This is a genomic window from uncultured Nostoc sp. (assembly GCF_937863485.1).
In the GTDB taxonomy this organism is placed as follows: Bacteria; Cyanobacteriota; Cyanobacteriia; order Cyanobacteriales; family Nostocaceae; genus Nostoc.
Genome location: NZ_CALMFY010000198.1, coordinates 39,012 through 60,249, shown reverse-complemented (window position 1 = coordinate 60,249; position 21,238 = coordinate 39,012). Strand labels below are relative to the sequence as shown.

The following is a 21,238-nucleotide window of genomic DNA, read 5'->3' as shown; positions in this document are numbered from 1 at the left end:
TGGTAAAATCTAGTTTGCTTTAACTCATTTGATCCAAACATTTTTCCTATCTCCTGCTGGCTCAATCGCGGCAACTTGTAGATTAATATTGTCTCTATCAATTGTATAATTTCCCTAATAGTAGCAACATCTAAAATTTGCTGTCGGGCGCTGTTGACTATTTCGATAGCTCTTGTTGTCGCGGTTGATTCGGGTTCGATGATCAGTTTAACTGTCTCGATGCCGATTGATGATGCCTCAATTGAGCTTAATTCGTCAAGATAGACGCGAGTCACTCGTTGTGAGTTGAGTAATTCTGTATATCTTTCGGTATCTCCAGTATCAACGCTGTGGTTGGGGAAGATGACTACACCACGCCAATTGTTGGTTAATTCGGTTTTGTCGAGATAGTTAAAGATTTCAGTGAACAAACGTGAGTAGAGTTTTTTGTCTGGTTGAAATTGCACTTCGGCAAAATAGATGGGTAGTTCTGCTGCATTTGGCAGGAAGACGCCATCGATTCTAAACGCCAGTTGTTTGACTTCTACTGAAGAAAATTGGTAAGTACTAGCTAGTTGCGGTGGTTGGTTAATCAATTCAAAGAAAGTGCTGGGAATACTTTGGAAGATGCGATAGAAGATACTGTCTGTTTTCAAAAGAGCTAGTTTTACAGTTGATGAATATATTTTACACTTCGACGATCCCGTAGCGACTCTTTGGAGTACACAAAAATTGCCTAAAGATAGTGCATAATATATGTATGTCAACAATTCAATAAATAATATTTGAATTGTATTAGGTAATGATACAAAAAATATTTTTAAAATATTAGGTGTTTAAAGCTGACATTAATATTAGCAATTTCACCCTAGAATTTTATAAATAGGGTGTTTTATAGTATTTTATTGGGCATGGTATAGGACATTGGCTATAGGGGATTAAGTTTCTTCCCTAGTTCCTAGTCCCTAATCCTAGCCTCAGACAAAAAAGGGGAATTCCGCCTAAAGGACTCGAAGCCTGCGTAAATCAGTATGGCCCGTGATCAGATGCGAAAGCGTGTCTTGATCATTCGTGGGCGTTGACAGACTCAATTCCCAATTGGCTAGAGTACGGCAGAGTTATGACCCCTAGCATTACAGATTCAGCGGTGAAGGCTGCGATCGCAGCTGTTGCATCGGAGTCAGCCTCAACAGAGGAAAAAATCCAGATGCTGATCGAGATAGCACAGGGCTTTCAAAAAAAGCCCAAAGCTGCCCAAGACTTGCGAAATGCAGTTGGGTTATATTACCGGGCCTATGAGATGTGTGGTGAGGAATATCCCCTGCTGAAAGCCAGGGCGCAAGTGGGCATGGCAGGGACGTTACAGGCAATACCGGATGCTGAGTACCAACTGCTGCTGCAAGCGAAAGCAGGTTATGAAGAAGCGCTACCGATTTTACAACAATTAGCAACGCCTCAGGAAGTGGCAGAGACGCAAATGAATTTTGGGCTGGTGTTGCAGTCGCTTGTACCGTTCAATTTGGCACGGATAACCGACAGCATCCAAGCTTATCACGAAGCGTTGCGGGTGTTTACTTGGGACGATTACCCCCAAGAATACGCGATTTTATATAACAATATTGCGATCGCTTACCTTTCTATGCCCTTAGCATCGGAACGAGAATACTTGCGTCAAGGGTTAGCAGTGCAATCATTTGAGGTGGCACTAAAGCATATTAATTTGATTGACCATCCCAGAGAATATGCGATGTTGCAAAACAATTTGGGTAACGCTTTGCAATATTTAGTGAGTTCCCATCCTGTGGAGAATAATTTAAAGGCGATCGCAGCTTATGACGAAGCGTTAAAAGTGCGTAATCCCAAAGATACACCTCTAGAGTACGCTAACACAATTTCTAACAAAGCTAACGCCCTCTTCAACTTACCAGACGACCAGGAAAAACCAGAAGCTGGTAATCCTAAAAATCTTTTGCAAGCGCGTATCTACTATCAAGACGCTTTAGAAATATTTACAAAATATCAACAAATGGAACAAGCAGAGGTAGTAGTCCAAGCGCTACAAGATGTGGAAGTAGAAATGAATGGTTAGGAGTTATAAGTTATGGCTCTAATTTCATTCCTAACTCTTAACTTTTCACTCTTCACTTTAATCAAGAGGAAAAAACAGGATGAGAGATATTTTTACCTATGCAAATGTGATAAATTTTCTCACAAGTTTAGCAGATGGTGACCTGAACATAGCAACAGAATTCGTGTGGGTAATCATAGCAACAGCCTTGTCTATGGTCGGCGGTGCAATTGGTGGAATGCTGTTAGCTGGAAAAGATATAGGCTATCAGTTTTCAGCAATGCTTGGTGCATTATTTGCTCCTGCCGGTGTAATTCCCGCCATTATCTTAGGGCTTGCTGTATTAAATTTATTGACAAATTATTAGGAGAAAATATGTTAGAAATCGGGTGGTTTTCTGTCAAGTTATTTTTAAAAGGAAAGCTCCTACGCAACCCAATGTTTTTTATCAAGCAAACTACTATTGGTGTTGCTGTAGGTTTCTTACTATTAGTGTTACTCGCACAAGCCCCAATTCCCTTCTACTTCCCAATAATATTATCTAGCTTAGTAACGGGTATGATGATGCCATATCTCCTCAAGGATTTCAAAATGAAGTGAATTGTCCTTTGTGAATAATTAATAACCAATGCCTAAGTAGGTAGGCGCAAATAATTAGAAAATGGTGTAGGGTGTGTTACGGCTTGCGTAACGCACCGAAAACCTGAAATGGTGCGTTACGCTAACGCGGTAACACACCCTACAGTTACTAAAGCCTAATGCCCAATCACCAATGACTAACCTTGAAGAATTAGTTCAGGAAATTAACCGCTTTGAGACAATTATATCCGAGTGGGATGAAAGCCAACGGTGTGTAGCAGTAGGTCTAAAAAGAGCAATTGAAGCTTTGCATAAAGCTGCTTTGACTAGTTTGATTAAAAGCCTGAAACAAGAATCAATGTCAGCTTTACGTCATGCTGTTACTGATGAAGTAGTGTATGCAGTGCTACTGTATCACGAATTAGTTAAACCACCAAAACCACCATTAGCACAACGTGTTGAGACAGCACTTGAAGAAGTTCGCCCAGATTTAAAAAGCCATAATGGGGATGTAGAACTAATGGCAATTAAGCTACCAGATACAGTAGAAGTCAGATTAATCGGAACTTGCAGTAGTTGTCCGGCTTCTACTTTGACTTTATCTCAAGGAGTAGAACAGGCAATCAAAAACCATTGTCCCGAAATTACCAAAGTAGTTGCAGTCAATAACAACCCTACTGTTAATAACGCGAATTCTGGTTTAATCAGTCCCTTTTCTTCAAAAATAACTTCTACTTGGATGAAAGTGGCGACTATTGATCAAGTTCCGGAATTTAGTGTGTTGGCAGTACAACTTGCTGGGAATTTACTAATTTTACATCGTCAAGGTGTTAGGGTAACATGTTACCGTAATGCTTGCACTCATCTAGGATCTCCCTTAGAAAAGGGTAAGGTTGAAAATGGTATTATTACCTGTCCTTCCCACGGATTCCAGTACAAGTTAGAGACAGGTGAATGCTTAACTGCACCTGATATTTCGCTTCAGTCGTATCCAGTACAGATTAAGGAGGATAAGGTTTTTGTAAAAATCTAAAAATCATCATGCGAAGCTAACATCTCAGCAAATATACTTGACGATTAGGAAATCACGGCTATATTGCTTTTTAATTTCAATACTTCGCGCATTCATTTTAGTGTTTTGTGCAAATAAAAAGGTAGATTTCTTTCTCAATATATCTGAATTGTTTCTCATTTGTGTAATTCAGTTATTCATTTTAGTGTTTTGAGAAAGCAAAATGGCTAAATGCTTTCTCAAAATGTCTGATTGCTTTCTCATTTTGGTGTTTTCCGCAAGCAAAATGGCTAAATGCTTTCTCAAAATGCCTGATTGCTTTCTCATTTCAGTAGATTTAGCAAGCATTTCGGTAGATTCAGCAAGCAAAAAGGCATATTGCTTTCTCAAAATGCTTGATTGCTTTCTCATTTCAGTACATCCCGCACTCATGACAAATATTGCTATGTAGCAAAAGCCACTGAAGATTTGCATAAATCTTTTAATATTGATTAATACGGAAGTTTTTTAAAGATTTTTACTTAATCCAAAATAAAAACATATCCAAAATTGTTAGTGTTGTTACATGTTTATCAACATTAATGATTTTAAATAATTATCAGCGTCTATCTGCGGTTCATGGATATCCCAATCAAAATTAATCCCACATCACAATTACCGCCAGAAGCAACAGAAATTTCTCAAGAATTACCTCTATCACCTCAAGGTGCAAAGGTAATTTTAGGCAACATTATTGAACCACAAGGATTAGTGATACCTGTAGCACCCAGTCCCACAACAATGTTCGGCCCTCGTGCTGCTTGTTTGTTATCAGAAACTGGCCCCTTATGGGTATCAGATACGGGACATCATCGATTATTGGGATGGCAGAATTTACCCACGAGAGATAGTCAACCTGCTGATTGGGTAATTGGACAACCTGACTTTTATCATGAAGGACAAAATGCTAAAAATACACCAGGAAGGGCAACCCTAAGTGTACCAACAGGGATTTGTGCTTGCGGCAAAGGATTAGCTGTAGCAGATGCTTGGAATCATCGGGTTTTGATTTGGAAAAACTTACCAGAAGATAGCAATGTTCCAGCGGATTTTGTGTTAGGACAAGTTAATTTTACTAATAATGAACCAAATCGAGGAAATCAAGCAGCATCAGCCAATACAATGCACTGGCCCTATGGTGTTTTCTATCATCAAGGACGACTATTTATTGCTGACACTGGTAATCGAAGGGTATTAATTTGGGATCAATTACCAACAGAAAATGGTCAAGCTGCTGATTTAGTTTTGGGACAACCGGATATGATATCTCGCAATGAAAACGGCGGTGATTCTCCAACCGCAGCGAGTATGCGTTGGTGTCACGATATCACCTTTTGGGGAGAAAATCTGGTTATCAGCGATGCAGGTAATCACCGGATAATGATTTGGCAGGGAATACCAACAGAAAATAATACCCCTTGTGCAGTGGTTTTAGGGCAACAAAACTTTGATTTTGTGGAAATGAATCAAGGAGTTTATTATCCTAGTGCTAGTAGTTTGAGTATGCCTTATGGTGTGGGGGTAACTAAGGATTGGTTAGTAGTTGCAGATACTGCTAATTCTCGTTTGTTAGGATGGAGAAAACTAGAATCAATTTTATCACTGCAAGGTGCAGTAGCAAATGGGTTAGCAGGACAAACAAATTTTCAAAGTAAAGGTGAAAATCGTAATTTCGGACTACCTAAACGAGATAGCTTAAATTGGTGTTACGGAATTAAAATTTGTGGCAATACAGCGATAATAGCTGATTCTGGAAATAACCGAATATTGCTGTGGCAGTTTAACTATGCCAACTGAAGAAATTAGAGTTTGTGGTACTGTTCAAGGAGTAGGATTTCGCCCTACTGTATATCGTCTTGCTAAAGCCTGTGGTTTGCAGGGAGATGTTTGTAATGATGGTCAAGGTGTTTTAATTAGGGTATCTGGTAGCGAGGAAGCATTAACAGAATTTGTTGCCAGATTGCAAACAGAATGTCCACCGTTGGCAAGAATTAATCAACTAACAAGAATTATTTATGAAGGTGAATTGAAATTTGATAATTTTGTGATTTCTACTAGTGTCAGTAATGCCATGAAAACAGAAATTACCCCTGATGCAGCCACTTGTCCGCAATGTCAACAAGAAATATTCGACCCCTTTAGCCGCTTTTATCGCTACCCCTTTACTAACTGCACTCATTGCGGCCCCCGCCTGAGTATTATTCGTGCCATTCCTTACGACAGATGCAATACCAGTATGTCTGCGTTTGCCATGTGTTCAGAATGTGCAAAGGAATACCACGATGTCGAAAACCGCCGTTTTCACGCCCAACCCGTCGCTTGTCATGCTTGCGGCCCCACAGCTTGGTTAGAACGCGCTGATGGTAAATCGGTTACTGCTTCCATGTTCTCCATGATGGATGATGTCGATGCCGTTTGTACCTTGTTGCAAAAAGGTGAGATTGTGGGAATTAAAGGGTTAGGTGGTATTCATCTGGCTTGCGATGCAACTCAGGAAACTGCTGTACAAAAACTGCGTCAGCGCAAAAGGCGCTATCACAAACCCTTTGCTTTAATGGCGCGAGATATTGAGATAATTGCAGAATACTGCACTGTCAATGCCAAAGAAAAAGAATTATTGACAAGTCCTGCTGCACCAATTGTTTTACTACAAGCGACAGGTAAAAAAGTAGTAGCACCATCAATAGCATCGGGGCAGAATACCCTCGGTTTCATGCTACCTTATACGCCTTTACATCATTTAATTCTGCGGCGGATGAATCGCCCAATTGTTTTAACAAGTGGCAATCTTGCTGATGAACCACAATGTATTGATAATGACGAAGCAAGAGAAAAATTAGGGAAAATTGCTGATTATTTTCTCTTTCACAATCGAGAGATTATTAATCGGGTAGATGATTCAGTTGTGCGGGTTATCGGTGATAAAATCCAAACAATTCGCCGTGCCAGAGGATATGCACCAGCACCGATTAGTTTACCATTAGGATTTCAGAATGTGCCGCAAATTTTAGCAATGGGTAGTGAGTTAAAAAATACCTTTTGCCTATTGCGTGAAGGAGAAGCAATTCTTTCTCAACATTTGGGAGATTTAGAAAATGGTGCGACTTTCAATGCTTACCAAGATACTTTGAATTTATACTTAAATTTATTTGAACATCAACCAGAAGTAATTGCTATCGATAAACACCCGGAATACCTCTCTAGCAAACTTGGGAAAGAACTTGCAGATACAAATCAAATCAAAATTTATCAAATCCAACATCATCACGCGCATATCGCTGCTTGCATGGCAGAAAATGGTATTCCTATAGATTCACCTCCGGTATTAGGCATCGCTTTAGATGGTTTAGGTTACGGTGATGATGGTACACTCTGGGGCGGAGAATTTATTTTAGCTAATTACCGAAAATTTCAGCGACTAGCAACATTTAAACCAGTAGTAATGGTAGGTGGGGAACAAGCAATTTATCAGCCTTGGCGTAATACCTATGCTCAATTAATATCTGCTAACCTTTGGAATGATTGCCAACAACAATATAGTGATTTAGAAATCGTAAAATTTCTGAATAAAAAACCACTAAAGCTACTCAATCAACTTATGGATAAAGGGATTAACTCTCCTCCAGCTTCCTCAGTGGGGCGGTTGTTCGATGCAATGGCAGCGGCTATCGGTATTTATAGAGAAGAATGTAACTATGAAGGGCAAGCTGCGATCGCAATGGAAGCTATAGTAGATGTTAGCAGCTTAAATAATTATAAAGAAACGCCAAAATATCCTTTTAACTTTATATTTTCAGATAGGATTTATTGTATAGACCCGCGCCCAATGTGGCAAGCCTTGCTCAATGACTTACAGCAGCAAATTCCAGAACCAGTTATGGCTGCAAAATTTCACAAAGGTTTAGCTAATGCGATTGTGGAAATGGTTAAGCATCTTTGTCAAGAAAATCTGATTAATCAGGTTGTCCTAACAGGAGGAGTATTTCAAAATTGTATATTGTTAGAGCAAGTTACCAAACGATTACAAACCTTGGGAATAAAAGTACTTACTCACAGCTTAGTTCCAGCTAATGACGGCGGGTTATCTTTAGGACAAGCAGTTATTGCAGCCGCACAATTAATACATGAGTGTTAATATTTGGCAAACTGTTTCCTCAGAAATAATTCTCTCTGCATTCTCTCTTACCTCGTGTGGTTCCTTTATCTTAAAAAATAAAAATGTGCTTAGGAATCCCCGGACAAATTATAGAAATTACCAATGTTAACCATAAATTAGCCATAGTTAACATTGGTGGTGTTAAGCGCGAAGTAAATATTGCTTGTATCGTAGATGAACAACATCCCCCCGAAGCTTGTATTGGGGATTGGGTATTAGTACATGTTGGCTTTGCCATGAATCGAATTAACGAACAAGAAGCCGCAGAAACATTAGAACTATTGCAAGAATTAGCAGCAGCACAAACAGGGATTAGTACTTAAATAATAGAGCTTTTTTGTTTCACACAGAAGCGTAGAGGTGTAGAGAAAGAGTCAAAAACTCATGCCTTTCTTTCTTCCTTCGCGCCCTACCCTGCGGGAAGCCGCTTTGCGTCTACGTTAAAAAAAACTTTATACCACAAAAGCGAAATTAACTATTCGCCAATCCTTATGAAATATGTTGACGAATTCCGCGAACCTGAAAAAGCTGAAGCCATCCGCCGCGAAATCGCCAAATTATGCAACCAGCTAGAAAAACCCATCAAAATCATGGAAGTATGCGGCGGACATACCCACTCCATATTTAAATATGGTATTGAAGAAATATTACCCGAAGCCATTGAACTAATTCATGGGCCTGGTTGTCCAGTATGCGTTATGCCAAAAGGGAGATTAGATGATGCGATCGCAATCTCCCAAAATCATAACGTCATCTTTGCTACCTTTGGCGACGCAATGCGAGTTCCTGGTTCCAATACCACTTTACTGCAAGCTAGGGCACAAGGTGCAGACATCCGTATGGTGTACTCTCCCCTAGACAGTCTGCAAATTGCTAGAGATAACCCCGATAAAGAAGTAGTCTTCTTCGCCTTAGGCTTTGAAACCACAGCCCCCAGCACCGCCTTCACCATCCTGCAAGCCGCAGCCGAAGGAATTCATAACTTTAGTATGTTTTGCAACCACGTCCTCGTGGTTCCCGCCCTCAAAGCACTATTAGATAATCCCGACTTGCAACTGGATGGATTTGTTGGCCCTGGCCATGTCAGCATGGTAATTGGCACTGACCCTTATGAATTTATTTCCGAACAATATAATAAGCCAATAGTCGTCTCAGGATTTGAACCCTTAGATATTCTTCAATCCATTTGGATGCTATTGCAACAGCTAGTAGAAAATCGTTGTGAAGTCGAAAACCAATATAACCGAATTGTCCAAAAAAGCGGGAACACAGTAGCGCTACAAGCAATAAACAAAGTTTTCGCCATGCGAGATAGTTTTGATTGGCGTGGCTTGGGTGATATTCCCTATTCAGGATTACAAATTCAACCTGAATATGCCCAATTTGATGCCGAACTTAAATTTACCATTCCTAATCTCAAAGTAGCTGACCATAAAGCTTGTAAATGTGGAGAAATCCTCAAAGGAGTCTTAAAGCCTTGGGAGTGCCAAGTATTCGGTACAGCTTGCACACCAGAAACACCCATTGGTACTTGCATGGTATCTTCTGAAGGTGCTTGTGCAGCCTATTACAAATATGGGCGACTCTCCACTATTGCCAAAAGAACAATCGCCCAAAAACCAAAAGTAGCTATAACTCAAGAACCTCTCCCCGCCTGCGGCTTCTCTTCCGACTAATACATCTCACAAATACTCTGCGTACCTTTGCGCTTCCCTCTGCGTACCTTTGCGTTAAAAAAAAGTCAATTTTAATATGGATTTATCCTCCAAGAATCAAGTACAAAATCCTCTATTCCAGAAAATGGAACAAGTCCGCCGTCGCCAAGGAAAAGTGCGAGATACTCATATAACTCTTGCACATGGTAGCGGTGGTAAAGCCATGCGTGATTTAATAGATGATATCTTTGTCAGTAATTTTGATAACCTAATTCTCTCACAATTAGAAGACCAAGCCAGCTTCAACTTAGCCCCTCTCTTGCAACAAGGAGACAGACTTGCATTTACTACAGATTCCTATGTCGTAGACCCCTTATTTTTTCCCGGTAGTGATATAGGAGAATTAGCTATCAACGGCACAGTTAATGATTTAGCTGTCAGCGGTGCTAAACCTTTATATTTAACTTGTAGCGTCATTTTAGAAGAAGGATTACCCGTAGAAACCTTACGACGTGTAGCAGCCAGTATGAAAGCAGCCGCGAAAAAAGCTGGTATTCAAATTGTCACTGGTGACACAAAAGTTGTACATCGAGGTGCTGCCGATAAACTGTTTATTAATACTGCTGGTATTGGTATTATCCCGCGAGGTGTTAATATTTCCGCCCACAATATTCAACCTGGAGATGCCGTAATTGTTAATGGTGAATTAGGTAATCATGGGGCAGCAATTTTAATTGCTCGTGGGGAATTAGCCTTAGAAACTAATATTGAAAGTGACTGTCAGTCGTTGCATAGTTTAGTGGAAACTATTCTCCATGCATGTCCCCAAGTTCATGCTATGCGAGATGCTACACGCGGTGGTTTAGCTACAGTCTTAAATGAATTTGCTCTCAGTTCCGATGTAGGAATTCGTCTCTACGAAGAATCTATCCCAGTACGTGAAGAAGTTAACGGAGTTTGTGAAATTCTCGGTTTAGACCCATTGTATTTAGCTAATGAAGGTAAGTTAGTTGTGGTGGTTTCAAAAGAGAATGCTAACAAAATTTTATCAGCTATGAAATCCCATCCAGCAGGCAAAGATGCTTGTATTATTGGCGAAGTTATTACCTCACCTCCAGGTATCGTATTGTTACAAACAGTTTTTGGTGCGGAAAGGATTGTTGATATGTTGGTAGGCGACCAATTGCCACGAATTTGTTAATCTTTTAATAGTATGCACGAACTTGGAATTACCCAAAATATTGTAGCAATTGTAGCTGAACACGCCAAAGGTGCAAAAGTGCAACGAGTTTTATTAGAAATCGGCAAACTTTCAGCTATTATGCCCGACGCTATCCGATTTTGTTTTGATATTTGCACTCAAGGTACAGTTTTAGAAGGGGCGACATTAGAAATTTTGGAAATTCCTGGCTTAGGGCGATGTCGCCAATGCAGTGCAGAAATTTATTTAGATAAACCATTTGGTATTTGTAACTGCGGTAGCGGGCAATTAGATTTAATTACTGGTGAAGAACTGAAAATTAAAGAAATAGAAATAGAGGAATTATGTGTGTAACTTGCGGTTGTTCTGATGATGGCGAAACTAAAATTACCAATCTGGAAACAGGTAAAGCTGAAGATAATCACCATCATCATACTCACACTTTACTAAATGGGACTGTAATCACTCATTCCCACAGTCATGATCCTCATATAGAAGCACCTCAAATTCATGCTAAAATACACAACACAACAATATCCTTAGAACAAGATATATTAGCAAAAAATAACTTGTTAGCTGCCCAAAATCGAGGATGGTTCAAAGGTCGAAATATTCTCGCCTTAAATTTAATGAGTTCTCCCGGTGCAGGGAAAACAACTCTTTTAACGCGAACCATTAATGATTTAAAGTATCAATTATCTATCAGTGTTATTGAAGGTGACCAAGAAACTGCTAACGATGCCAAAAAAATTAAAGAAACAGGTTCTAAAGTCATCCAAATCAATACCGGAACAGGCTGTCATTTAGATGCATCAATGATAGACAGGGGTTTACAACAACTGAATCCGCAGCTGAATTCAGTTGTGATGATTGAAAATGTGGGAAATTTGGTTTGTCCAGCTTTATTTGATTTAGGAGAAAATGCAAAAGTCGTGATTCTCTCTGTCACGGAAGGAGAAGATAAGCCGATAAAATACCCGCATATGTTCCGTGCTAGTGATATCATGATTCTCACTAAAATTGATTTGCTACCTTATGTAGATTTTGATGTTAAAAAATGCATAGAATATGCTAAAGAAGTAAATCCTAAAATTCAGATTTTTCAAGTTTCTGCAACTACTGGTGCTGGCTTAGAGAATTGGTATGCGTGGCTAACTGAAAAGGTAACAAGCTTGTCAACACTAATCTCTTCCCAGTTGACGAATAGCTAAATTTTTTTGAACATAGACAATATTGTAACTGTTATAAAATTGCAACACCCTGCACTTTAGGAGTACAGGGTGGAAGACAGCGATAAGGATGAATAAGCTATATTTTGTGTGATTCCCAGTTCGTACTTATTTACCTCAAAGCCAATCTCGATAAGCTGATATTTCATTTATGCTGATTTCAAACGGCATCCCTTTGCCAAATGGGGGATAAACGCGGATTTTGCCATTTGTAGCAAACCGCTCTAACCTATTACCTAACTGGGGAATATTGCTGACTATATGCCAGTAAGATAAGATGTCAGGGCAGTCAATTATTAGTGTGAGGATGCTAGCATTTGTTGTCAGATACCACTGACAATTAGATAACAGTACTCGTGTAATGCGATCGCAAGCTTGAAAAAAGCATCTGCCAGTAGACTGTTCTAGTTCCATCTGCAACATTCCATCCTGTTTTGTTACCTCAGCGGGAGGTAAATCATCGGGAGGAAGCAGGTATAGTTTAGAAGACATAATTTCGCACCTCTTGGTTGTAGCGCGTCAAACTCTCTAGGTTTTTTTGCATATCTGAAGACGAGGGTTTGAGTGCTAGCGTACCTAAATTTAATTCGTCCTGAAATTTCTTGATTTTGTCTCGACAAGTCTCCACATCACCAATAATTGAGTTCTCAATCAAATAATCTTCGTCGAAACAAATGTTTGTGCGATCAAATGGTTTTTGGTTGGGATTGGTACTATTTTGCAATAATTGAGCCGAATTAGCTTTCATTTTCTGGCTAAATTGGCGGATGAAAGGTAACGCTTCACTCACTGCCTCATCAGATGTTTTGCCAACATAAAAAAAGCGTGCCAGCACGAAGTTTTCTGCACCACCAGAATTTAAGGCTCGATATTTAGCAAGAGTATCCTTCAATCTCTCCAGAGAAAACGGCGGCCCACCCATCAAGCTGAAGGAATGTTTAGCGGCAAACTCGATACCATCATCACCGCCAGTGGCAACATACACTGGTATTTGACTCTGCAATGGTTTTGGATAAATTGTCAGGCGATCGCATTGATAATGTTGCCCATTAAATGATACATCAGTTTCATATAACAGCTTCTGAATCAATGCGATCGCTTCTAGCATCTTGGGACGGGATTCACTTGGGAGTGTCGCAAAATGCTTGTTTTGTTGGGGGAAGGGCCCGCCTTTGGCAACTCCAAATAATAATCGTCCATTGCACAGGTTATCCAGCGTGGCGATATCTTCCGCGACTCTAATCGGGTTATGGAATGGCAGTAACACCGCCGCAGTGCCTAATTGGATGGTTGAAGTCAATCCTGCTAGGTGTGCCATTAAAACCAACATCGACGGGCTGAGATTGGATTCACTAAAATGGTGCTCACTCACCCAGGCTTCCTCAAAACCTAAGCTTTCTGCCTGTTTTACTAGCGCGACTTGCTCAAAGATGGCACGACGAGCATCTTGGTGATGATTATCGTAATTGCAGAAAATTCCAGTTTTCATTACTTATTTGTGATCGCTATTTTAGGTGGCAACCCACTGCAACTCCAACCATAGGCGTGGGTTGTTTTGTTTGAGCTTCGACATCGGATCGCGCAACAATCGCTTGGCATTCATGCAGACTACTTGCACTAGACCCATGTTGTCTGCTACTTCTCTGAGTATTTCTTTGTGGGCTTGCACATAGGAAATCATTTCGTCAGAACAATAAATTCCTATATATTGCAAGCGTCTGGCAGGCAGTCCCCAAAAACAGGTGATAACTTTCACATAACACCCATCTAGTAATTCCCCAACTTGCGGGTAGTAATGGTTGAGGACTTTTGTAAATTCCTTGGCTAAGATGTCTTCAGCAATCATTTGAAATGATATTTATGTAGCGTCTATCACGCTATTTAATATAACATAATTTGTCAGTTAAATATGACAAAATAGCTGATATGCTTGGAATAAAATATTAAATATTCAATTTTACATTACATAAAAAAAGAGGTGTACCTTGTTTGGTTTCACCTCATATTTGCATCAAGCACTATTATTAGAAATTAAATATAAAAGTATTGGGGTTAAGGCAGAAAAGAGGTATCCTAAAATTACCTAATTCCCAAACACAAATTACATTCAATTGAAAATTATGAATTCAAACAAAGTGCATTGAAGTAGCACATTTAAATTTGGAATTCCGAAAATTAAATTATTAAGTTTTCTTATCGAGTATTCCGTTCACAAACTAAGACCTCTGCTATAATATCTGGCACATTTTTGACGTCTGTGAATCCTTCAGAACCACCGATAGGTGATATAAATGTATAGTTTGGATCACATACTCCATTGTCATATACTTGAAGAAACCATCTATCTGGAAATCCTTGTACACCTAGTTCCACAGTGTACCAACTCTCGCCAATTAGACGAGAGTTAAAGATTGTGAACCACTCCCTATTCTCTTCTGAAATGTTCCAATCTGCCATGAGCAGTTCTAAAGCTATCTGTCCCGCATCCGTTGAAGTCAACAGCATTTTTACTCCTTATTTGCAGTTTCAGGATTTGCAACTTCAGTATTGGGAACTTCCGGGTATAAACCGAGTTCTTTAGCTAGCTCACGCCCTACAAAAAATAAGAATTTTGCACCATCTTGATTGCCTTCATGGGCAAACATGGTTGCGACTTGTAGGATTGCTTCTACTAAGCCAGAATCAATCAATTCTGGGTGAGATTCTAAAACTTCTGGTTCCTGACCATTAGGGCATTTAAGTAATTCATCAATCAGATTAAAATACAGTTGTTCGCGTTGTTCTGTCATGGTATTTTTGTTGAGTTGAGTGAGTAAATTGCAAATCGGTTACTGTTCGATACTTTGCTGCCACAGTCTTTCCAACATTTCAACTTGTTCTTTTAAAACAGCTGCACGATGAACAAGATATCTGTCGTAAAAGAGAATCCCTAACCCAATACAAATAGGGGTTAACAAGAAGAACCATTGCAGGATAGTGGTAAATTTATATTGTTCAGCAACAGTCAGCATTTGATGAACTACATTACGGTCAGAGAATTGGATGCTAGTCTGAGGGGAATGTGTACTTTCTGTCTGGGGAGCCAAGGCGGGAGCATCTCTACTAGTCTTGTTAACTTCGCAGGCTAAATTCTGGGATTTTACTAACTCCAGATGTCGCTCCCAAACTATGCCAAGTACTATTAGTTCTGGAGAAAGCACTGCTAAGGTAACTACGCAAACTATAAGAACATTTAAAAGTTTGGCTTTCATCTTGGCTCTCCCTTGCTAGGTAGTATGCACCCAGTAAGAAAATATCTTTTGCTGTTTATCCAAAGTAGTTATATATTTCTACCTTTCAAACAGTTTTGATATTAAAATATATGTAATAGGTAATTTTCACAATCATTAGTGGCCAGTTATTTTTCTAATTACCACTGACCACTGACCACTGACCACTGAAAAGTTACCAACCTTATCACAAAATGTAGGATTATTCAGTCATAAATAACGCACTCAGATTCAAAGAATATGGTTTCATCCTACTCTCAAAAGAGAGATTAAGAAGTCCCCCCTAGTTCACTAAGCTTTCACTCAGGAATGTTGGGGGGTAGAGGGGAATCTCTGCGTAAATCCTATATGATTTATATCAGCCGCTCTCCACAAAACAGTTTACTCTAGCCCCGTTAAGATTATTAAATTTATTAGAATAGTACTCAAAGCTTGTAATTCCCATCTGATAAGTCTTACAAAAATTTATTGGGGTATGGGTGCTAGTGTTTTTAGGACGGGGTTCTAGTATTTACGAGGTGGGGTTCTGGTATTTCTGCACTCAATCTCAAAGCAGTGTAGGCAATGGTTAAGGACTGTTTTTGATGCAATTTTGAGCAAACAAAACCTGCACTCAAAATCAAATATCAATATCTCTTGATAAAGATAGACTAATAAATTAGGAAAAACAATTAAATGTTTTGAAAGCAAATTATATTTCCATAACAAATAGAAAATGGTAAAAATTATATATATACAGAATTAGAGAAATTGAATTTCAGCCAAGAGGCAATAGTCAGCAATTCCAAATGGTAAAATAGAAGTATGGCTTGCCAGACCTCTGCTGAAGTGAGAATCAATGGGAACATCGGATAAAAGTTCTTCCTAAACTTTCGTTTTTTGTGGTTGAGTTAGAATATATAGTATATGCACTCATGGACGCTAAACTAAAAATTAAATACACAAAAGCTTACTGTTATAAGTAAATACTCTGTACTTAGATTTAGGATTTTAGGAGTTAAATAATGCGAATTGCTCAAGATGTAACAGAACTTATCGGACGAACTCCTTTAGTTCAACTGAACAAGATTCCTCAAGCTGAGGGAGTAGTAGCAAGAATAGTTGTCAAATTAGAAGGTATGAACCCAGCGGCTTCGGTGAAAGACCGCATTGGGTTAAGTATGGTGCTCTCAGCAGAAGCAGCTGGCTCAATTTTCCCTGGAAAAACCATTTTAGTAGAGCCTACCTCAGGTAATACAGGAATTGCTCTAGCGATGGTAGCAGCGGCGCGTGGCTACCGTTTGATTTTGACAATGCCAGAGACGATGAGCCAAGAACGACGAGCTATGCTCAGAGCTTATGGTGCGTCTTTAGAATTGACACCAGGTGTTGAGGGGATGCGGGGAGCTATTCGCAAAGCCGAAGAAATTGTGGCTAATACTCCCAATGCTTTTATGCTGCAACAGTTCCGCAACCCTGCTAATCCCAAAGTTCACCAAGAAACTACCGCAGAAGAAATTTGGACAGATACAGACGGGGAAGTGGATATCGTTATTGCTGGGGTAGGTACTGGTGGGACAATTACTGGTATTGCAGAAGTAATCAAACAGCGCAAGCAGACTTTTCAGGCGATCGCAATTGAACCCAGCAACAGCCCAGTTCTCTCTGGTGGTGAAGCCGGGCCCCATAAAATTCAAGGTATTGGTGCCGGATTTATCCCAGATGTTCTCCGTCTGGAATTGGTTGATGAAGTAATTAGAGTCAGCGATGAACAAGCGATCGCTTATGGACGACGTTTAGCAAAAGAAGAAGGCTTATTGTCTGGGATATCCTCTGGTGCAGCTTTGTGCGCCGCAATTCAAGTAGGTAAACGTCCAGAAAATGCCGGACGTTTAATTGTGATGATTCAGCCTTCCTTTGGAGAACGTTACCTCAGCACACCCATGTTTCAAGACTTGTCTTTAGAAACTGCTGCCGTCCGTTAAGGAAACTTGAACAGATCCAACAAGTTAGGAGCCAGAAGACTCGTGAATTCTGGCTCCTAAATGATATTTACATATACTTTCGACTACCTAACTCTACTGTTTAGTTAGCTATATACCTTAACGGTGTTTTTGGGCGATCGCTAGTTGAACTCCAACACTAGTTGAGGCCAAAACGATATTTTTCTCTACCTTAAGATAGATTTTAAAAGTTAACAGGAACAAATATGCTGTTACAAGCTACATTTTTGTTCCTGATAGATCATTTATAAAGTAAATTTTAAGAGCTTAACTGATATTTATTTTCGGTTAGGTTGGTGTTCCCGTATCCAGCAAAATTAAGTAAATGTTAGATTTTGGTTTGTGATAATCAAAGTTATTTTTAGCTTGCCAACCCATCTAGGTGCTGGCTCCCTAACCTACACAGGCTTAATCTTTACCTTATAAGTCATCTTTGATCAGAGCGATCATTTAGATTGTTCTCCAGTCTTTTTGACGACACATTTAGTATTTACTAAGCACTGGCAATGATGAAAAATTCGTTCTTCCTCAAGAGTGCATCTGTTGCATATCTGCTTGCTTTGACTGTTATTCCAGCGGCTTTTGCTCAGGTTCCCAATCAGCCTGATAGTGTACGCTTCAACCCTAAAGATACTTTCACGAATCCGCAGTTTCCAACAAGCTTAGATGATTCGCAGATTGTTGCTCCTACTGCTCCCAACTGGGTGATCCCCCAGAATCCGGTGAGAAGATTTGACAAGTTCATCCTTCCCGCACCGCCCTCTAATACCTCTGTCCAAACCGCAGATGAACTGAGGGAATTGAACCAATTGGCAGCTACTCGTAACAATCCTAATGTCATCAAAATTATCACTCGTTGGAACTTTGACCCACCTGCTTCAAACTATAACTACTATTTTGACCATTTAGTTCAACTTTATAAATACAGTCCACCCTTGGCAGCACGTTGTAGCGCCATGCTGAACGAAGGCATTTATGCTGGTCTTCTATCTGCGTGGTACAACAAATTCATCTACCTGCGTCCCCGCCCTGATCAAGTAACTGGTTATACTTTCAAAGCTGATAATCCGAAGCTACCCACACCTTACCACCCGTCTTACCCCTCTGGTCATTCCACCTCCGCTGGCGTATTTATGGCTGTGGGTCCAGCATGTTTTCCTGAAGAACCAGTGGAGAACTTCGTTGCCTTGGGTAGAGAAGCCTCCCTTGCCCGCAGGCAAGGAGGTGTACACTACTACTCTGACTCAGTAGCTGGTGAAGCCTTGGGGTATACCGTTGGTAGTACAGTAGTCAGGGGTTATAGAGACGACGGTTCTCCACTTGGTGGCAATACTGCTATTTCTGTGTATAGTCGTCCACCATCCTTTAATTCTAATGGTACGCCGACTACTACACTCGTGCAAAAGAAAGCCACCATTACTGTAGGACCACAACTGAGTTCAGACCCAAGTAATCCTGGCAAACTGAGGATCATCTTGGTACCCATCAGACAAAACGGACAGTTTTCAACTGCTCCTGTGGTGAAGAATCCACCTGACCCACTGTTCAATATCCCGGCAGCTAGTACAACACAACTTGGCCCTGTTACACCAACAACTGTCAACCCGACTGGAAGAGAAAGGAACGCCCCAGCTAGTTTCTCTGATCCAAAACCAGTCCCCGGTACAGGGAATGTAAATAAGTCTGCCCCTCTGCCCTCCTTAAATCAGATAGATTCCGCTCCCTCAAGCAAATAAATTTCCCAAAGCATTGGTTTATAAACCGTTTAAAATCAGCTGCTGTGTATTTAACTGGCATACACAGCAGCGTTTTAAAGAAAATTAGGAGTGAAAAGTTAAAAATCAAGAATTTATAACTCTAATTCCTGTACAGACGCGATTAATCGCGTCTCTCCTTAGCACAGACGCGATTAATCGCGTCTCTCCTTACTATTGACTTCCATACAAAAGATAATCCCAATGAAATTGCGGCTTCATTTGTGCCTTATGGTATTTAGTCTCACAGCTACCGCTATACCCTCAATAGCTCAAACTCCCACCTCCAGACAGAATCAAGTTCATACTCAGTCCCAAGCTGATCACAAACCGTCCTTTTTGCCAAAAATCCTCACTGATATTAAGATTGAACGTCAACCGCTTAAATCTAGTTTGTTATACGAAGGTATGACGCAAACTGAGATTGAAAAGGTGATGGGAAAACCAACTGATATCAAGGTGTTCTCCAACTCAGATTTGCACATTGAAATCCTGAATTATCGCCAAGAGCCAATTATCACCAAAGTCTCAATGATTGATGGTTATCTGTCGGGCGTTACTAGTGAACTCAAAACTATAACTACTAATAATATTCCTCGTTTTGCTCAGGGCATTAAAATTGGGATGAGCCGTCAAGAGGTGCTGAAGTTGATGGGCGAGCCTTTCTCTGAGCAGCGCAATGACATTTCTATTTACAAGCTTGAGCGACTCGCATATGTAAAAGATGGCCAGCTACCAGTAAATATAATTCTTACAGATGGTCGAGTCGAGGGTATGAACGTTGGATTGGAAACTCCAGATAAAATTTTGGGAGTCATATTGCCAGCAGAACCAGCCATGCCCAAAAGCGGGCCTGTTTACCAACGCATCCGGATTGGGATGAACCCGCAGCAGGTAATATCAATTTATGGTCAGCCTACTTTTGTGCAACCTTCAGTGTTTAAGCAGCAGCAGGTAGTAGACTTCGTGTACGCGACACTCAATACAGATGCTTCCACTAGGTTTACATTTATCAATAACGTGCTGACACGCTTCTCTTTTATTCCCCAAGCAAATTTATACCATTCTAAGTAGTGGGGCGCGAGTAGCAAATTCAGTTAATGTCGGCTTTTGCATGAATATAATTTTCTAATTTTCTGGAAAATCATAAGGAATAACGAGGTGATCTACTAGCTCCAAAATCTATATTCGTAAGTGAATGCGATCGCTCAAAATTGAAAAATTACTCAAAAATCGCTAGCGGACTTTTCAGGCGATCGTTATCTCAGCATTATCCCGATATGCCCCGATTAACAATAAATATTTGCGATCGCTATCTGTCATCAATAAGGATTGAAATGCTTGAATCAACGATGCATAGGGAATATTGCGCTTGAGCTAACCTCCCCGCTTGCGGGGAGGGGTTGGGGGTGGGTTCTTATGGGTAATTTGGCGGATATGATATCAGGTTTTAGGGACTTCCAGTTAAAATAACATCCCATTGTAGGGGCGCAAGGTCAAGATCCCCTACAAATGTACAAATAATTTTGGATAATTTATTTTTTGTCAGTCCCTTAACAGATTACATCACTGCAAAAATCCTGTATTAATGGTTGCAGCTGCCTTGCTTTTGATGTTGCTGAGAACCCTGACCGTGATTACAATCACCTTGTTTCTTAGGCTGATTATGACCGTGGGAGCAGTTTTGCAAATCTTGCTTCATCAGGTTTTCGCTCATTTCCTGCAAGGATTCATCCGCAGGCTTTAAGCCAATCCAAGCATCAATCTTTTGTACATCGAATCCTACCTCGCGGCGATTGTCTATTTCTAACAAAGGACGGCGAATTAACAGTGGCTCTCTCAACATCAACTGCAAAGCGGTTTCTGCATCAGTTTTTTCAGGAACTATTTCACCAGATTTTATCTTTGGAGAGGAAGGATTAAACCATTCGGCTACGGGGCGATCGCCAAAAAATGAACGCAAACGCTCAACTGTCCAAGGTTCTGTTAGCATGTCGTATGCTACCACCTCATGACCCGCAGCTGTTAGCAAAACTTTTTGCTTAGTACCACCTTGACAGCCTGGTTTACTATAAAAAATTACTCTTGCCATATTAACTACCTCCTAATTACTCAATTGTTTGTAGTTGGTGCTGCGTTAACTACGAAGCGATGAAATTAATCCTGACGATTCCTAATCAGGACTTACGCACTGAAAACCTGAAACCTAGATCCCCCCTTCCCTTATCTACGGTGTACACACAAGTCGGAAAACCTCATCCACTAAGACTTGTATAGACCGTAACCTTAAAAAGGGGGAACCGTAAAAGCGCACT

Annotated in this window: 23 protein-coding genes; 14 read left to right on the top strand and 9 right to left on the bottom strand. The window is 40.2% G+C overall.

Annotation, left to right across the window (positions count from 1 at the left end):
* On the bottom strand, positions 1-635 hold a 635-nt coding region (locus Q0541_RS27230), incomplete at its 3' end, for an Rpn family recombination-promoting nuclease/putative transposase (RefSeq protein ID WP_298918538.1).
* Positions 636-1,099: 464 nt separating this feature from the next.
* Between Q0541_RS27230 and Q0541_RS27225 the strand changes: the two genes are divergently transcribed.
* The 4 genes from Q0541_RS27225 to Q0541_RS27210 all read left to right on the top strand — a co-directional run bounded on the left by Q0541_RS27225 (position 1,100) and on the right by Q0541_RS27210 (position 3,659).
* The gene (locus Q0541_RS27225; RefSeq protein ID WP_298918535.1) at positions 1,100-2,068 is read left to right on the top strand and encodes a hypothetical protein; all 969 of its coding nucleotides are present in this window, start codon (positions 1,100-1,102) and stop codon (positions 2,066-2,068) included.
* 79 nt (positions 2,069-2,147) lie between these two features.
* Positions 2,148-2,414, top strand: coding sequence for a hypothetical protein (locus Q0541_RS27220; RefSeq protein ID WP_298918532.1), 267 nt, complete (start codon positions 2,148-2,150; stop codon positions 2,412-2,414).
* Between the two features lie 8 nt (positions 2,415-2,422).
* Positions 2,423-2,647 (top strand): hypothetical protein, encoded by a 225-nt coding sequence (locus Q0541_RS27215; protein ID WP_298918529.1) that lies wholly within the window; start codon positions 2,423-2,425, stop codon positions 2,645-2,647.
* Positions 2,648-2,819: 172 nt separating this feature from the next.
* On the top strand, positions 2,820-3,659 hold the full coding sequence (locus Q0541_RS27210; protein ID WP_298918527.1) for a NifU family protein: 840 nt from the start codon (positions 2,820-2,822) through the stop codon (positions 3,657-3,659).
* 168 nt (positions 3,660-3,827) lie between these two features.
* Here Q0541_RS27210 and Q0541_RS27205 read toward each other — a convergent pair whose 3' ends face one another.
* Positions 3,828-4,070, bottom strand: a complete 243-nt coding sequence (locus tag Q0541_RS27205) for a hypothetical protein (protein ID WP_298918524.1) — start codon at positions 4,068-4,070, stop codon at positions 3,828-3,830.
* 186 nt (positions 4,071-4,256) lie between these two features.
* Here Q0541_RS27205 and Q0541_RS27200 point away from each other — a divergent pair, with 186 nt between their 5' ends.
* The 7 genes from Q0541_RS27200 to hypB all read left to right on the top strand — a co-directional run bounded on the left by Q0541_RS27200 (position 4,257) and on the right by hypB (position 11,900).
* Positions 4,257-5,474 carry a hypothetical protein gene (locus Q0541_RS27200; RefSeq protein WP_298918521.1) on the top strand — a complete coding sequence of 406 codons (1,218 nt, stop codon included), beginning with the start codon at positions 4,257-4,259 and terminating at the stop codon, positions 5,472-5,474.
* Positions 5,464-7,812, top strand: coding sequence for a carbamoyltransferase HypF (gene hypF / locus Q0541_RS27195; protein WP_298918518.1), 2,349 nt, complete (start codon positions 5,464-5,466; stop codon positions 7,810-7,812). Before Q0541_RS27200 ends, hypF begins: the two co-directional genes overlap by 11 nt.
* Before the next feature lie 83 nt (positions 7,813-7,895).
* Positions 7,896-8,156, top strand: a complete 261-nt coding sequence (locus Q0541_RS27190) for a HypC/HybG/HupF family hydrogenase formation chaperone (protein WP_298918515.1) — start codon at positions 7,896-7,898, stop codon at positions 8,154-8,156.
* A gap of 168 nt (positions 8,157-8,324) precedes the next feature.
* Entirely contained in the window at positions 8,325-9,509 is a 1,185-nt protein-coding gene (gene hypD, locus Q0541_RS27185; RefSeq protein ID WP_298918512.1) for a hydrogenase formation protein HypD, read from the top strand.
* A gap of 76 nt (positions 9,510-9,585) precedes the next feature.
* Positions 9,586-10,689 (top strand): hydrogenase expression/formation protein HypE, encoded by a 1,104-nt coding sequence (hypE, locus tag Q0541_RS27180; protein WP_298918509.1) that lies wholly within the window; start codon positions 9,586-9,588, stop codon positions 10,687-10,689.
* Positions 10,690-10,701: 12 nt separating this feature from the next.
* Positions 10,702-11,043: a hydrogenase maturation nickel metallochaperone HypA gene (gene hypA / locus Q0541_RS27175; RefSeq protein WP_298918506.1), complete on the top strand. Its 342-nt coding sequence runs from the start codon at positions 10,702-10,704 to the stop codon at positions 11,041-11,043.
* A complete protein-coding gene (gene hypB / locus Q0541_RS27170) occupies positions 11,034-11,900 on the top strand; it encodes a hydrogenase nickel incorporation protein HypB (RefSeq protein WP_298918501.1) in 867 nt (288 codons plus the stop codon). The genes hypA and hypB overlap by 10 nt, the downstream gene beginning before the upstream one ends.
* 135 nt (positions 11,901-12,035) lie before the next feature.
* Here the strand turns inward: hypB and Q0541_RS27165 are convergent, their stop codons facing one another.
* From Q0541_RS27165 to Q0541_RS27140, 6 genes are all read right to left on the bottom strand, one after another.
* Positions 12,036-12,410, bottom strand: a complete 375-nt coding sequence (locus tag Q0541_RS27165; protein ID WP_298918498.1) for a hypothetical protein — start codon at positions 12,408-12,410, stop codon at positions 12,036-12,038.
* Entirely contained in the window at positions 12,400-13,407 is a 1,008-nt protein-coding gene (locus tag Q0541_RS27160; RefSeq protein ID WP_298918494.1) for an LLM class flavin-dependent oxidoreductase, read from the bottom strand. Before Q0541_RS27160 ends, Q0541_RS27165 begins: the two co-directional genes overlap by 11 nt.
* Before the next feature lie 21 nt (positions 13,408-13,428).
* Entirely contained in the window at positions 13,429-13,764 is a 336-nt protein-coding gene (locus Q0541_RS27155) for a hypothetical protein (protein WP_298918491.1), read from the bottom strand.
* 347 nt (positions 13,765-14,111) lie between these two features.
* Complete coding sequence (locus Q0541_RS27150; RefSeq protein ID WP_298918488.1) at positions 14,112-14,423, bottom strand: hypothetical protein; 312 nt, start codon at positions 14,421-14,423, stop codon at positions 14,112-14,114.
* A gap of 2 nt (positions 14,424-14,425) precedes the next feature.
* On the bottom strand, positions 14,426-14,707 hold the full coding sequence (locus tag Q0541_RS27145) for a hypothetical protein (RefSeq protein WP_298918486.1): 282 nt from the start codon (positions 14,705-14,707) through the stop codon (positions 14,426-14,428).
* Positions 14,708-14,746: 39 nt separating this feature from the next.
* Positions 14,747-15,169, bottom strand: coding sequence for a hypothetical protein (locus tag Q0541_RS27140; protein ID WP_298918480.1), 423 nt, complete (start codon positions 15,167-15,169; stop codon positions 14,747-14,749).
* A gap of 1,022 nt (positions 15,170-16,191) precedes the next feature.
* Between Q0541_RS27140 and cysK the strand changes: the two genes are divergently transcribed.
* From cysK to Q0541_RS27125, 3 genes are all read left to right on the top strand, one after another.
* Positions 16,192-17,151 carry a cysteine synthase A gene (gene cysK / locus Q0541_RS27135; RefSeq protein ID WP_298918477.1) on the top strand — a complete coding sequence of 320 codons (960 nt, stop codon included), beginning with the start codon at positions 16,192-16,194 and terminating at the stop codon, positions 17,149-17,151.
* A gap of 524 nt (positions 17,152-17,675) precedes the next feature.
* Entirely contained in the window at positions 17,676-18,905 is a 1,230-nt protein-coding gene (locus Q0541_RS27130; protein ID WP_298918474.1) for a vanadium-dependent haloperoxidase, read from the top strand.
* A 222-nt stretch (positions 18,906-19,127) separates the two neighbouring features.
* Positions 19,128-19,997, top strand: coding sequence for a hypothetical protein (locus tag Q0541_RS27125; protein WP_298918472.1), 870 nt, complete (start codon positions 19,128-19,130; stop codon positions 19,995-19,997).
* A 511-nt stretch (positions 19,998-20,508) separates the two neighbouring features.
* Here Q0541_RS27125 and Q0541_RS27120 read toward each other — a convergent pair.
* Positions 20,509-21,015, bottom strand: coding sequence for an ArsC/Spx/MgsR family protein (locus tag Q0541_RS27120; RefSeq protein ID WP_298918468.1), 507 nt, complete (start codon positions 21,013-21,015; stop codon positions 20,509-20,511).
* Positions 21,016-21,238 lie beyond the last annotated feature (223 nt).